Origin of the sequence: uncultured Psychroserpens sp. (assembly GCF_947492715.1) — a bacterium.
GTDB lineage: Bacteria > Bacteroidota > Bacteroidia > Flavobacteriales > Flavobacteriaceae > Psychroserpens.
On record NZ_CANLNS010000001.1, the window covers coordinates 1,378,766 to 1,391,772 of the forward strand.

Here is a 13,007-nt window from a genome sequence, read left to right on the forward strand (position 1 = left end):
TAGAGTATAGTTAGCAGTAGTTTAATACCCTAAATTAGTGCTAACTATATTTAACCTTTCTTAAAATCCTAATGGCTTCTTGATAAGCGTTATATGCGTATTTACTATGTTTTTTTAAATATGGTTTTGCTTCATTGAGCTTGTTTATGGCATCTGGAAAATCATTTAAATAACAAATAAGATATGTGGCAGGAAGGTTTTTTAGGTCTAACTCTTCATTTTTATTTAAAGCTAATCCTTTCTTCAATTTTTCTAAAACGGCGTTGTTAGAATTATTGATATGATGGAGTTGTTTTTTTTCAAACTGCGGAGGTTTAAATAATAACGTAGTTTCAATGGTATAATTTGCGTTGTCTTCAAAATGAATAATGGTTTCTTCTAATTGATAATATTTATTTTGATTGTGAAGACCTAAACTCACATACTCTATAATTTTGAATGTATTGTTATCATATGAAATAGATACTTCGTCTAATGTGGAAAAAAACAGTCTAACCTGCTCATTAATTAATTCTATATCTACACGTGAATAAAACTCTTCATCTTTGACAATTTTTTTTTGTCCAGACCAACATAAAACAAAGTACTCTTTAAAGACTTTGTATTGCGGATTGTAATCTTTGCGCTTATTCATAAAATCAAAAACACCATCTAAGGTGTATTCAATATTATTTTGTGCATGGGATTCTATGGCCTCAACAATTTTAGAATTAACATCTTTAATTTCGATGTCGAAAACCTTGGGCATACTCATGCTCCCATCTCTAAAAAATACGGTGCCTCCATAGTATTTCCAGATGTTTTTACGTAGAGATGTGAGGTCATCAATTGGCCTAATAGTGACTAAACCAACCACTTTATCATCAGGAAGGTGTGGAAAAGGAATATTTTCATATTGTACAATAGGCGGATTTGAAAGGTAGGCATTAATCAGGTTTTGAATTTTACTATCATCAAAAAAATTAACACCAATAATATTGTTATCCTCGTCTTCAACACCAATAACAATGTAGGAGTTGTTTTTGGGATTACTGTTTGATAGCGCGCAAATGTGTTTTAAAAACTTAGCTTTCCCTTCTTTATGCGTAATATCGACTTTACGTTTTTTATCATAAAAACTGTTCTCATCATTATGAGCCAACAGGTTTTTAATAAGCAGTCGTTTATTAATCATTCTTTAATCTCAGCAATTATAACTCCAAAATTACCATCTAATTGTTCCCAGTTTTTTTCTGGAAGATATGTTCTAGACACAAAACCATCAAGGTATAAGGCATTTTTACATCCTACACTTTTAAAAAAATCAGCAAAGTCATAGAGGTTGATAAGATCTTTAGACATAGCAAACAGTAAGTTTCCGTTAGGCAAAATACCAACACCGTTTCTAATATGTAAATTATTCGAACCTTTAACAAATTTTGAATGCAATGCTCCATTTATAACTAACATTGGTCCTGACTGGGTTGCATATCTTATATTAGAAGTAGATTTGAAAGCTGAGGTTTCAACAACGACGCCTTTATTGTCCTTTGTAATGCAAAAGATACCGTTGGGTTGTAAATAAAAATTGCCATAGGTCTCTTTTGTAGTATCGATTGCTGTTTTAACTATTCCTTTTTCAATATACAAACCTTGAGGAGAACTATCTTTAAGGTACATGCCTCCATTCATAGCAAAACGCAGTGTTTTACTATTGGTTTTTAGGTGTTTTTTTAACTTTTCAATGCTGCCATAATTGGTATTGGTAGAATCTTTCCAATACAATTTTAAAGTTTGGGTTTTTAAATCAACGACATGGCTTATAAATCTAGGGTCATCTATAGTTTGAGCGCCAGATGTACATGAGACACATAAAGCTAAAACCATAAGAATCAAAAAGAAATTATGATATAGTTTACGATTGCAATAATCTAATTTCTTTTTCAATATTTTGTCGTGCTTGTTCTTCAAATTTGTTTTGATATAATGTGGTAAAATAAATCGATTTACGATTTAGGAATTGAGTCATTGCTTTCTTTCGACCCTTATTATATAGAAAATCAGGATAAACAGCGTATTCCATTCTTATGTATTTAGTATATAATTGATACTGTTCCCAAGATGTTCCTAAGATAGATAAATCAATATCTAAAAGATACGCATTGTCACTATTTTCTTGCAATACAATATCGTGATTTTGTGTTGATTTTATTAAAAAATATACATTTTTGATGTCTTTTTCTTCGATTTTGAACAATTTTAGGCGCTTTTCAGCGAATTTTGCGCTTTTTATTTCATTGTTCTTTTTTGTGGCGTTATAAATAATATCATGATACCAAATGGCAAATAGGAACGCGTCATAATCTACAATATCATGTTTAAGATGTTCTGCCTGCTTGAGCATGTGGTAGATGTGATCTAAATTGTGATAGTGTCTTTTTGTTGAAGTGTACTGCTTTTCAATGTCCATCCAACACTTAGAAATTAGCAATTGATCCTCGGTATGTATTGAAGCTAATTGAAACCAAGCATCTTTTAACCAGAGTATCATAGTTGCTTTTTTACAATAGTATTATTGGCTTGTGCTGTACAAAACATGAGCACGTCTGCGATGTTAACATGTGCAGGCCTCGATACCGCAAATTGAATGACTTCTGCTATATCTTCAGCCTGAAGTGCTTTATAGCCTTTATACGCTTGATCTGCAATGGGATCGCCTTTGAAACGAACTTTTGAAAATTCGGTTTCTACGAGTCCAGGGTTAATAGCCGTTACTTTTATTCCGAAGGGATTTAAATCAATTCGCATCCCTTCAGTAATCGCCAAAACGGCATGTTTACTTGCGCAATAAACATTACCCTTAGGATAAACTTCTTTCCCAGCCGAAGATCCAATATTAATGATGTGTCCGTTTTGTCGTTCTGTCATTTGAGGAATAATGGCTTTACTTACATAGAGCAACCCTTTTACGTTAATATCCATCATGGCGTCCCAATCTTCAAGATTCCCAGTTTGAATAGGGTCTAGGCCATGAGCATTTCCAGCATTATTTATTAAAATATCTATCGTTTTGAAGTTTTCGGGAAGAGAGTCAATAGCTTTAAACGTGGCATTTTTATCCCTTACATCAAAATTGAGTGTATGAACTTTGGTTTGTTTGCTTAGGGCTTTTTCAATAGTATCGAGACGTTCTTGTCTTCTTCCGCATAAAATTAAATGAATACCGTTTTTTGCGAATTCATGTGCCGTAGCTCTTCCAATTCCACTGGTCGCTCCAGTGATTAATGCTATTTTATTCATTACTGTTTTTAATTATTTATGGGACTTTATGACCTTGACAAGCTACTAATATTTTAAACCAATCTTCGAGTTCGAGTTCAATAGCTGCGGCTTTGGCTGCGTCTGAAATTCGTTTTGTATTTGTTGTGCCAATTACGGGATGAATTTGAGAGGGATGTTTTAAAATCCAAGCTAAGAGCAACTGATCTTCGGTAGCTTTGTATTTATCTAATAAATCACCCAGTTGTCTATGAATGCGTCTTGTTTGTTCGTTGTCTTCTCTAAAAACACTGCCTAAAGGCGACCAAGCCATTGGTGTTATTTCATTGGTCATCATGTAGTCCAATAATCCATTATGCATGGCGTTATGATGTGTTAGTGAAAACTCAATTTGATTTACCGAAACGTCAACAGATTTTGACAAAAGTTCCATTTGAGAAGACGTAAAGTTTGAGAGCCCAAATGTTTTTATCAAACCTCTTTGTTTTAGTTCTAACACGGCTTCAGCTATATCATCTGGATGCATTAACGGACTTGGTCTATGTAATAATAATACATCTAGATAGTCTGTTTTTAAATGTTTTAAAGACGTTTCAACAGACCAGATAATATAGGATTTACTATAGTCATAATGCTTCACAGTATTCGATCTATTGTCGCTTAAGTATTGAATACCACACTTACTAATTAATTGAATAGTATCTCGTGAAATGCCACTTTCAGAAAATGCATTACCAAAATCAGATTCCGTAGTATAGCCACCATAAATGTCTGCATGATCAAACGTTGTAATATCTTCTTCTATGCACTGATGCATAAGTTTAATCATATCCTTTTTGAGAAGCTGTTTTCCCCAAACTCCCCAGGTCATACAACCTGCTATTAATCGAGAATATTTCACTTTTTTTTCTGTTTATATGGATTTTTTTGCAATTCACGTATAAAAATAGTCAAATCTAGATGAAGAAAGTATACTTGCTAAGTATTAATTAACCTACCTAAGTCATGAAATTTTTAAGTCGTTCCAAAACAATAATCTACAGTGTGTTTTTTCTATTCATAGTGAGTAGCTGTTCTAAAGAAATAGAAACAGAAACCTTTGATAACAGCAGCTTAATTAGTGTAAAACTTCAGGGTACTCAGAGTCTATTGAATAGCGCGAATATTGAAATACTTGACGTTCAAATTAAGGTTTTGGAAGAGGATTCGAACCCAAATGCATGGGTGAGTCTAAATACGATTAATACAGGAATTCATGATTTGGCAAATATAACAGACGATGAAGTAGTCACTTTAGTTGATTTTGAAGAAGTACCTGCTGGGTTTGTTTACAATATCAAATTGGTTTTAGGAGATAGAAATGCTGTTGTTAAGAATGGTGTCGAGTATGTACTTGAAATTGCTCCTGAACACGAAAATGCTTCAACAAATATTGTTGGAAAACATTTGAAAACTAATGTGTTATATGATTTTTTAATTGAGTTTGATATCGATCGTTCTGTCGAATTTTCTTCGGAAGGCACTGTCAATCTTAACCCTAGAATGAGTACGCTTTTAAGACGTTTCGAGTTGTTTTAATTAATTAGACAAGACATCTTAAAGTGAAATTTGAACGTATATAGTTTATACGAACTCAAAAAATACTGTTATGAATTCCCTAAAATTGAAATCTTTTTTTTTACTCATTATTTGTTCATTTAGTTTATATAATTGTAATGATGACGATGCATCTTCAAATAGTCAAGGAACATCAAAATTAACGGTTAAACTTGTTGATGAACCAGGCGATTATGAACATGTTTATGTTGAAATTATAGACGTGCGAGTAAAGATTAACAATGATTCAGAAGATGATAACTGGCAAAGTCTTGAAGCTATTAATACAGGAGTTTATGATTTATTAGATTTAACAGGAGGTGTTAATGTCCTTCTGGCTGACGATTATGAAATTCCCTCTGGAACATTAAACCAGATTAGATTAGTGTTAGGGGAAGATAATTCTGTTGTTATTGATGGAGAATCATTCCTGCTATCAACACCAAGTGCTCAACAATCAGGACTAAAAATTCGAGTTAATGAAGAGTTAGCTCCAAATTTTGAATATACTTTTTGGCTAGACTTTGATGTAGATGAATCTATCGTTATGTCTGGTAATTCTGGGAACATAATTTTGAAACCTGTACTAAGGGCGTCGGCTGAAATTTCTACTGGGACAATTAGTGGTAGTATTTCTCCAATTGATGTCCAAACTGAAATTAGTGTGACAGTTGGAGATGATATTGTTTCTACTTATGCAGATGAGAATGGTGCCTTCTTATTAGTAGGGTTGCCTGGAGGTGTATATGACATTACGATAACACCTGATCCAGAATCGGAGTTTTCAGAGGAAATAATTGAAAATATAGAAGTTGTGGTTGGAGAAAATACTGTTGTTGAGACAATCTACTTAGAATGACCAATAGACGATACAAAAGAACAAAGGGCAATACAATCTGTATTGCCCTTTGTTCTTTTGTACGACACAATCTTAATAGGGTTTAACTTTTAACCAATTATTAACAGCAACACAGGAAAAATTTTAACAATTTGCAGAACTAAATTAAATAGACATATTCACAGCGTTTAAAACATATAAATAATGGAAGAAACAGGAACAATTGACATTAAGAGCATTAATGAAAAAATAGAAAAAGAAAGTGCTTTTGTTGATTTGTTAATGATGGAAATGAACAAAGTCATCGTTGGACAAAAACACATGGTAGAACGTTTACTCATTGGACTTTTGGGGCAAGGACACATTTTACTAGAAGGTGTCCCAGGACTTGCAAAAACACTTGCAATTAATACGTTGTCTCAGGCTGTAGATGGTAGTTTCAGTCGAATCCAATTCACACCAGATTTATTACCAGCCGATGTTGTGGGAACACTTATCTATAATATGAAGGTTAATGACTTTTCAATTAAAAAAGGTCCGATATTTGCAAATTTTGTTTTAGCAGATGAGATTAACAGAGCGCCAGCTAAAGTGCAATCGGCTTTACTGGAAGCTATGCAAGAAAAGCAAGTAACCATTGGTGATGAGACGTTTATTTTAGATAAACCATTTTTAGTAATGGCAACACAAAATCCAGTTGAACAAGAAGGAACTTACCCTTTGCCAGAAGCACAAGTTGACCGTTTTATGTTGAAAACTGTTATAGATTACCCTAAACAAGCAGAAGAGCAACTTATCATGAGAGCCAACTTGAAAGGTGCTTGGGATAAAGTAAATCCAGTGGTTTCAGTTGCACAAATTTTAAAAGCGCAAGAGGCTGTAAGAGATGTTTATATGGACGAAAAAATTGAGAAGTATATTCTTGATATCATTTTTGCAACACGCTATCCAGAACAATATAAATTAGCAGATTTAAAACCACTTATTTCATTTGGAGCTTCTCCTCGTGGAAGTATTAATTTGGCAACAGCTGCGAAATGCTTTGCCTTTATAAAACGTAGAGGATATGTGATTCCTGAAGACGTTAGAGCTGTTGTTCATGATGTCCTTCGTCATAGAATTGGTATCACTTATGAAGCCGAAGCAGAGAATGTAACTTCTGAAGATATCATTAATAAAATTGTAAACGAAATAGAAGTGCCTTAGTAGATGTGATACATCATAAAACACACAACTCTAGCATCAATAATTATGTGTTAATCGTGTGTAAACTAAGTTATACTAAAAGGGAGGAAGCAATTATAAATGGATACTAAGGAATTACTAAAAAAAGTACGAAAAATTGAGATTAAGACACGTCGCTTGTCTGATCACATATTTGGGGGTGAATATCATTCGACATTCAAAGGTCGAGGTATGACTTTTTCTGAAGTTCGTCAGTATCAATTTGGTGATGATGTTCGTAACATTGATTGGAATGTTACAGCACGATATAATGAGCCTTTTGTAAAAGTTTTTGAGGAAGAACGTGAATTAACCATGATGCTAATGGTTGATATTTCAGGATCTGAATTATTTGGTACAGACGTTCAGTTTAAAAATGAAATCGTAACCGAAATAGCGGCGACCTTAGCCTTTTCTGCAACTCAAAACAACGACAAGATAGGATTGATTTTGTTTTCTGATAATATTGAACTTTATATTCCTCCTAAAAAAGGACGTTCCCATGTCTTGAGAATTATACGAGAACTCATTGAATTTAAGCCAAAAAGTAAATTAACTAACGTTGGTGAAGCATTTAAGTTTTTGTCTAATGTGATGAAAAAGAAAGCTATTGTATTTGTGCTTAGTGATTTTATAGCTGATGATTACAAACAAAACTTGAAAATTGCCGCAGGAAGACATGACATTACCGGAATACGTGTATATGATAAAGGAGAAGAGGCTATTCCTAATCTTGGAATGGTACAAATGGAAGATGAGGAAACAGGTGAACTTATATTAGTAAATACGGCATCAAAATCTGTAAGACAGAATTATAGTAATTATTATAATGATAAAGTGAATTATTATAAAGACACGTTTACAAAATCGGGTTCTGGAACAATTAACTGTCGGGTTGATGAAAGCTATGTAAAAAAACTACTAGGATATTTTAAAAGAAGAGGATAATTAAGTGAAACATCTAAATTTCATACATGTAATTAATAGTTATGGCAAGCGCGTAATCTTGTTCTTAGCTTGCTGTCTCTTTTTTGTTTTGACATCAAATGCTCAAGTGACATCTTCAATTGATACAACGAAAATCAAAATAGGAGAGCAAATTACTTTTAAAGTTGAAGTTGACGCAGATACTACAGATTTAGTTGTTTTTCCAGAAGGTCAAACGTTTGGGCCTCTTGAAATGATAGAGTCTTACAAAATAGATACAACCAAAAATGAGGCAAAGTTTAAACTCATAAAGACGTACGGTTTAACGCAATTTGATTCGGGTTCATATAAAATTCCGAAGCAGAAAATAATTGTTGGTACTAAAACATATTTTACAGATTCTTTGCATGTTGAAGTTTACACTGTTGCTGTAGATACAACCAAACAAAATCTCTATGGTATCAAACCAATGATTGAAGTAGAAAAGGCCTCAAGCGATTGGTGGATATACCTTCTTATAACCTTAGTTGCGCTAGGTTTTATCGCTTTCTTATTGTATTGGTTTATATGGCGAAAAAAACCATTAACAGAAGAGGAGGAAATTGCCATGTTGCCGCCATATGATAGAGCGAAACTGGCACTTAAGAAATTAGATGAGAGCAATTACCTTCAGCGTTCAGAGCTAAAAGATTATTATTCAGAACTCACCTTTATTATTAGGAAGTATCTAGATGAAAAAGTGTATGATCGAGCGCTTGAAAGTACGACAGACGAACTGGTAGGTCGACTTAACTTACTTCGTGATGCCAATCAGATCGAACTGAGTACGTCAGACATCAATAATATTGAAACCATATTGAAACGTGCCGATTTGGTGAAATTCGCAAAGTCTGCCCCAGATATCGAGCTTGCAAAAATTGATAGAAATACCATAGATGTCGAAATTGACCAAGTTAAAGAAGCGTTACCTGAACCTACAGAAGAAGAAAAGCTCCTAGATAAACAGTATAAAGAAGAGCAAGAACTTAAGAAAAAACGAAGAAAAATTATCTTGACGGTTGGCGCAAGTATCTTGATTTTAATAGCAACTTATGTTGGTTTCGGACTCAAATACGGATTCAAATATGTTACTGATACCATTATTGGAAATGAAGCCAAAGAGCTTCTAGAAGGGGATTGGGTTCAAAGTGATTATGGTGTGCCACCAATTATGATATCAACACCTGTTGTTTTAGAACGTATAGAGTTACAAGCTATAGACTCCACACAACAACTAAAAAGAACAGCATTTGCCTATGGAGATGTCAATAGTAGCTTTAATATAGGAGTTGGAACAACTAAATATAACCTTCAGGAAGGAGAAGAAATTGATATTAATGGTGCAGTAGAAGAAACAATTAAATCGTTTGAAAACAATGGCGCAAGAAATATTGTTGTGAAACGCGAGCAATTTATTACACCAAATGCTGCAGAAGGCTTAAAAGTTTTTGGAACAGGAGAGTTTCCAACCGATGTAGAAGGGCAATATAGGTCTGGTGAGTATGTTATCTTAATTTTTGTGTCAGATGATAAATCGGTCATGCAAAAAATAGCACTTGTTTGGAATAATAAAGACGAGTATACCAACGATATTATGGATCGTGTCTTAAATTCAGTAGAACTTAAAAAAGTAGAAGAGTAATGTTTGAAGGAATAGAGTTCTTAAATAAAGAGTTTTTCTGGTTGTTTTTACTACTACCATTTGCTATCCTTTGGTATGTTTTAAAAAGAAAACGCCAAACGGCAGAGTTTAAGATATCAAGTATAAAAGGATTTAAGGTTGGTAATGCTATACTACCTAAGTTACGCCCATTATTATTTGCGTTTCGTTTGTTGGCCTTGGCATTTTTAATTACGGCTTTAGCTCGACCAAGAACGTCTGATGAAACCACCAAGACAAAAACAACGAAAGGTATTGATATTGTCATGGCTATAGATGTTTCGGCTAGTATGCTTGCCAAAGATTTGTTGCCAAATCGGCTTGAAGCTCTGAAAAAAGTAGCATCAGAGTTTATTCAAGGTCGACCTAACGATCGAATAGGTTTAGTAGAATACGCAGGAGAAAGCTATACTAAAACTCCAATAACTAGCGATAAAGCCATTGTATTACGCTCACTTCGAGATGTGAAGTACAATGAAATTATTGAAACAGGAACAGCTATTGGTATGGGATTAGCAACAGCCGTAAATAGGTTAAAAGATAGCAAAGCCAAAAGCAAAATCATCATTTTATTAACTGATGGTGTCAATAATTCTGGTTTTATAGATCCGAAAATCGCTAGCGAATTAGCTGTAGAATATGGTATTAAAGTTTATACAATTGGATTAGGAACCAATGGTATGGCCTTATCGCCTTATTCTATTAATAGAAATGGGACATTTCAATACAGACGAGTGCAGGTAGAAATCGATGAGGATTTGCTTAATGAAATTGCAGATGTTACTGGAGGAAAATATTTTAGAGCTACTAATAACAAGAAATTAAAAGAGGTTTACAACGAAATTAATAAACTAGAAAAAACAGAAATCGAAGAAATCAAATACACCACGTACGATGAAAAATATCGACCACTAATTTTGATTGCATTAGGTCTTATCCTTTTGGAAGCACTTCTTCGATTAACCGTTTTTAGAAGTTTTGTATAGTATTATGTTTGATTTTCAATTAGAAGAAAAAATTTGGTTTTGGGTATTACTGATTATTCCAGTAATTATCTTCTTATTTGCTATACTTCAGTTTTGGAAATATAGAACACAAAAACGATTTGCTAATAGCAAGTTGCTAAAGCGATTGAGTCCAAACCAATCCTTGTTTAAGTCCATTTTAAAAATAGTCGTACTCAGTTTAGCATTTGCTTGTCTTGCTATTGCCTTGGTTAATCCTAAAATTGGAACCAAATTAGAGACTGTAAAACGTCAAGGCGTCGATATTGTCTTTGCAGTTGATGTTTCAAAAAGTATGTTGGCCGAGGATATAGCGCCAAACCGATTAGAAAAATCGAAGCAATTGGTGACGCAAATTATTAATAACTTGGCTAGCGATCGTGTTGGTATTATTGCCTATGCAGGGAAAGCATTTCCGCAGTTACCTATAACTACAGATTATGGTTCGGCAAAAATGTTTCTTCAAAACTTAAATACAGATATGTTGTCCTCTCAAGGAACCGCAATCAACGAAGCTATTGAGTTGGCCAAAACCTATTTCGATGAAGAAGAAGACACCAACCGTGTGTTAATTATCATTTCAGATGGTGAAGATCACAGTGATGTTGCAAGTAATGTAGCTGAAGAAGCCGGAGATGAAGGTATTCGCATCTTTACAATTGGAGTTGGCGATGAAAAAGGAGGCCCAATACCTATCAAACGAAATGGAGTACTTTTAAATTATAAAAAAGATAGCAAAGGCGAAACTGTAGTCACCAAGCTTAATGAAGAAACACTAAAAGAAATTGCAGACGAAGCCAATGGCGCATATATAAAGGGTAATAATACAGACGAGGTGATTGATGAAATAAAAGACATTTTAAATCGAATGGATAAAACAGAATTTGAATCCAAAGAGTTTGCCGATTTTAAGGATCAATTTCAATGGTTTTTAGGCTTTGGAATTTTCTTTTTATTCATAGATATTTTTCTACTCGAGCGAAAAACAGGATGGCTAAAACGTCTTAACCTGTTTAATGAGAATATATAATCGTTTGTCTGTTAGATATTTTATAAATTCTTTAACTATATCAAGTCTTACAGTTTTTTATCTTGCTATTTACAAAACATGAGAATGAAGTTAATAAAGATTATCGTCCTATCGTTATTGTTTCCAATGTTAAATTTTGGTCAAAACCAAGATTTAGCTCTATTCGATAATCTTATTGATAAAACATGGAGTGCTGAAGGACGATGGGAAAATAATGGTCCAAAATTTAAACAAGAAATTAAATTTAGTTATGATTTGGAAGGTTCTATTATTCTTGTAGACTCAAAAGGATATATAAATAAAGAACAAACTAAATTTGGCAACAGAAACCATGGCATAAGACAATACGACCAAACATCTAAGACAATTAAGTTTTGGGAATTTGATGTCTTCGGAAATGTAACTAAAGGTAAGGTGTATGCCGAAGGTAAAAATATCATTTACCAATATCAATATGGCGATAGCGTTATTACTGATATGTGGGAATATGTTGATGATTCAACTTATAATTTTAAAGTAGGTAGTTATCATAATGGCACTTGGAAACAAGTGTATCTTAATACCGTTTTTAAAGAACAGAAATAAAATGAAGAAACTCAGTATCATCTGTGCAGTCTTAATGACAACATTGGCTTTTGCTCAAGACAAGGATAAAGAACGTCAAAAGAAATTGACGCTTGAAACAGCTACAGATTATGTATATGAAGGCAATGAGTTGGTAGATGCCGATAATTATATTTCGGCCGAAATGGAATACAGAAAAGCTATTTCAAAGGCACCATCTGTTGTGGCAGGCTCGTATAATTTAGGAAATAGTTATTACGAAAAGGAAAACTATGAAGAAGCTCTATATCGCTTAAAATTAGCTGCCGATAACTCAAATTCAAAATCAGAAAAGCACAAGATATTTCATAATATTGGAAATATCTTAATGAAAAAAGAACTGTGTGAAATGGCTGTTGAATCTTTTAAAAACGCCTTAAGAAACGACCCAACTGACGATGAGACACGTTACAATTTAGCCATAGCTAAAGAGTGTGCTGAGCAACAAAAGAAAGAGGAAGAAAAAGACGAGGAGAAAAAGGACGAAGAAGAAAAAGAAGAGGAAAAGAAAGACGAAGAAAAGAAGGAAGACGAAGAAAAAAAGGACGACCCTAAAGATGAAGGTGATCAAGAGAAAAAGGAGGGTGACGACCAAAAAGATGATGAAGGGAAGCCTAAAGATGATAAAGATCAAGGCAAAGATGAAAAGAAAGAAGATAAAAAGGAGCAAGGAAAGCCCAAACCGCAACCTGGACAATTGTCTCCTCAACAAATTAAAAACTTGCTAGAAGCAATGAACAATCAAGAACAAAAAGTTCAAGAAAAAATAAATGCAGAAAAGCAAAAAGGAGTGAAAGTCAAACCCGAAAAAGACTGGTAACTTAAAAG

14 protein-coding genes are annotated in these 13,007 nt (G+C 33.6%); 9 read left to right on the plus strand and 5 right to left on the minus strand.

Annotated features, from left to right (window positions below):
- Window positions 1-40 precede the first annotated feature (40 nt).
- From Q0787_RS06200 to Q0787_RS06220, 5 genes are read right to left on the minus strand one after another with little or no spacing between them, the layout of a single operon-like run.
- The gene (locus Q0787_RS06200; protein WP_298901373.1) at window positions 41-1,174 is read right to left on the minus strand and encodes an ATP-binding protein; all 1,134 of its coding nucleotides are present in this window, start codon (window positions 1,172-1,174) and stop codon (window positions 41-43) included.
- On the minus strand, window positions 1,171-1,926 hold the full coding sequence (locus Q0787_RS06205) for a phosphodiester glycosidase family protein (protein WP_298901374.1): 756 nt from the start codon (window positions 1,924-1,926) through the stop codon (window positions 1,171-1,173). Before Q0787_RS06205 ends, Q0787_RS06200 begins: the two co-directional genes overlap by 4 nt.
- Window positions 1,895-2,530 (minus strand): hypothetical protein, encoded by a 636-nt coding sequence (locus Q0787_RS06210; RefSeq protein WP_298901375.1) that lies wholly within the window; start codon window positions 2,528-2,530, stop codon window positions 1,895-1,897. The genes Q0787_RS06205 and Q0787_RS06210 overlap by 32 nt, the downstream gene beginning before the upstream one ends.
- On the minus strand, window positions 2,527-3,279 hold the full coding sequence (locus Q0787_RS06215) for an SDR family NAD(P)-dependent oxidoreductase (protein ID WP_298901376.1): 753 nt from the start codon (window positions 3,277-3,279) through the stop codon (window positions 2,527-2,529). The genes Q0787_RS06210 and Q0787_RS06215 overlap by 4 nt, the downstream gene beginning before the upstream one ends.
- Before the next feature lie 16 nt (window positions 3,280-3,295).
- The gene (locus Q0787_RS06220) at window positions 3,296-4,159 is read right to left on the minus strand and encodes an aldo/keto reductase family oxidoreductase (protein ID WP_298901377.1); all 864 of its coding nucleotides are present in this window, start codon (window positions 4,157-4,159) and stop codon (window positions 3,296-3,298) included.
- 104 nt (window positions 4,160-4,263) lie between these two features.
- Between Q0787_RS06220 and Q0787_RS06225 the strand changes: the two genes are divergently transcribed.
- The 9 genes from Q0787_RS06225 (at window position 4,264) to Q0787_RS06265 (ending at window position 12,999) form a co-directional block, all read left to right on the plus strand.
- Entirely contained in the window at window positions 4,264-4,836 is a 573-nt protein-coding gene (locus Q0787_RS06225; protein ID WP_298901378.1) for a DUF4382 domain-containing protein, read from the plus strand.
- Window positions 4,837-4,906: 70 nt separating this feature from the next.
- Complete coding sequence (locus tag Q0787_RS06230; RefSeq protein WP_298901380.1) at window positions 4,907-5,713, plus strand: DUF4382 domain-containing protein; 807 nt, start codon at window positions 4,907-4,909, stop codon at window positions 5,711-5,713.
- A gap of 183 nt (window positions 5,714-5,896) precedes the next feature.
- Window positions 5,897-6,898, plus strand: a complete 1,002-nt coding sequence (locus Q0787_RS06235) for a MoxR family ATPase (RefSeq protein WP_298901382.1) — start codon at window positions 5,897-5,899, stop codon at window positions 6,896-6,898.
- 99 nt (window positions 6,899-6,997) lie between these two features.
- Window positions 6,998-7,864 (plus strand): DUF58 domain-containing protein, encoded by an 867-nt coding sequence (locus tag Q0787_RS06240; RefSeq protein ID WP_298901384.1) that lies wholly within the window; start codon window positions 6,998-7,000, stop codon window positions 7,862-7,864.
- 4 nt (window positions 7,865-7,868) lie between these two features.
- Window positions 7,869-9,524: a BatD family protein gene (locus Q0787_RS06245; protein WP_298901386.1), complete on the plus strand. Its 1,656-nt coding sequence runs from the start codon at window positions 7,869-7,871 to the stop codon at window positions 9,522-9,524.
- Window positions 9,524-10,528 carry a VWA domain-containing protein gene (locus tag Q0787_RS06250; protein WP_298901387.1) on the plus strand — a complete coding sequence of 335 codons (1,005 nt, stop codon included), beginning with the start codon at window positions 9,524-9,526 and terminating at the stop codon, window positions 10,526-10,528. Before Q0787_RS06245 ends, Q0787_RS06250 begins: the two co-directional genes overlap by 1 nt.
- Window positions 10,529-10,532: 4 nt before the next feature.
- Window positions 10,533-11,576, plus strand: a complete 1,044-nt coding sequence (locus tag Q0787_RS06255) for a VWA domain-containing protein (RefSeq protein ID WP_298901388.1) — start codon at window positions 10,533-10,535, stop codon at window positions 11,574-11,576.
- Window positions 11,577-11,660: 84 nt separating this feature from the next.
- Window positions 11,661-12,161, plus strand: a complete 501-nt coding sequence (locus Q0787_RS06260; RefSeq protein ID WP_298901389.1) for a hypothetical protein — start codon at window positions 11,661-11,663, stop codon at window positions 12,159-12,161.
- A gap of 1 nt (window position 12,162) precedes the next feature.
- Window positions 12,163-12,999 (plus strand): aerotolerance regulator BatC, encoded by an 837-nt coding sequence (locus tag Q0787_RS06265; RefSeq protein WP_298901392.1) that lies wholly within the window; start codon window positions 12,163-12,165, stop codon window positions 12,997-12,999.
- Window positions 13,000-13,007: the final 8 nt, after the last annotated feature.

What these genes read in the sequence shown, in the direction of transcription:
- Q0787_RS06265 (WP_298901392.1), top strand. Translation starts at nt 12,163, where the DNA reads ATGAAGAAACTCAGTATCATCTGTGCAGTCTTAATGACAACATTGGCT.
- Q0787_RS06250 (WP_298901387.1), top strand. Translation starts at nt 9,524, where the DNA reads ATGTTTGAAGGAATAGAGTTCTTAAATAAAGAGTTTTTCTGGTTGTTT.
- Q0787_RS06225 (WP_298901378.1), top strand. Translation starts at nt 4,264, where the DNA reads ATGAAATTTTTAAGTCGTTCCAAAACAATAATCTACAGTGTGTTTTTT.
- Q0787_RS06255 (WP_298901388.1), top strand. Translation starts at nt 10,533, where the DNA reads ATGTTTGATTTTCAATTAGAAGAAAAAATTTGGTTTTGGGTATTACTG.
- Q0787_RS06200 (WP_298901373.1), bottom strand. Translation starts at nt 1,174, where the DNA reads ATGATTAATAAACGACTGCTTATTAAAAACCTGTTGGCTCATAATGAT.
- Q0787_RS06215 (WP_298901376.1), bottom strand. Translation starts at nt 3,279, where the DNA reads ATGAATAAAATAGCATTAATCACTGGAGCGACCAGTGGAATTGGAAGA.
- Q0787_RS06260 (WP_298901389.1), top strand. Translation starts at nt 11,661, where the DNA reads ATGAAGTTAATAAAGATTATCGTCCTATCGTTATTGTTTCCAATGTTA.
- Q0787_RS06210 (WP_298901375.1), bottom strand. Translation starts at nt 2,530, where the DNA reads ATGATACTCTGGTTAAAAGATGCTTGGTTTCAATTAGCTTCAATACAT.
- Q0787_RS06235 (WP_298901382.1), top strand. Translation starts at nt 5,897, where the DNA reads ATGGAAGAAACAGGAACAATTGACATTAAGAGCATTAATGAAAAAATA.
- Q0787_RS06230 (WP_298901380.1), top strand. Translation starts at nt 4,907, where the DNA reads ATGAATTCCCTAAAATTGAAATCTTTTTTTTTACTCATTATTTGTTCA.
- Q0787_RS06240 (WP_298901384.1), top strand. Translation starts at nt 6,998, where the DNA reads ATGGATACTAAGGAATTACTAAAAAAAGTACGAAAAATTGAGATTAAG.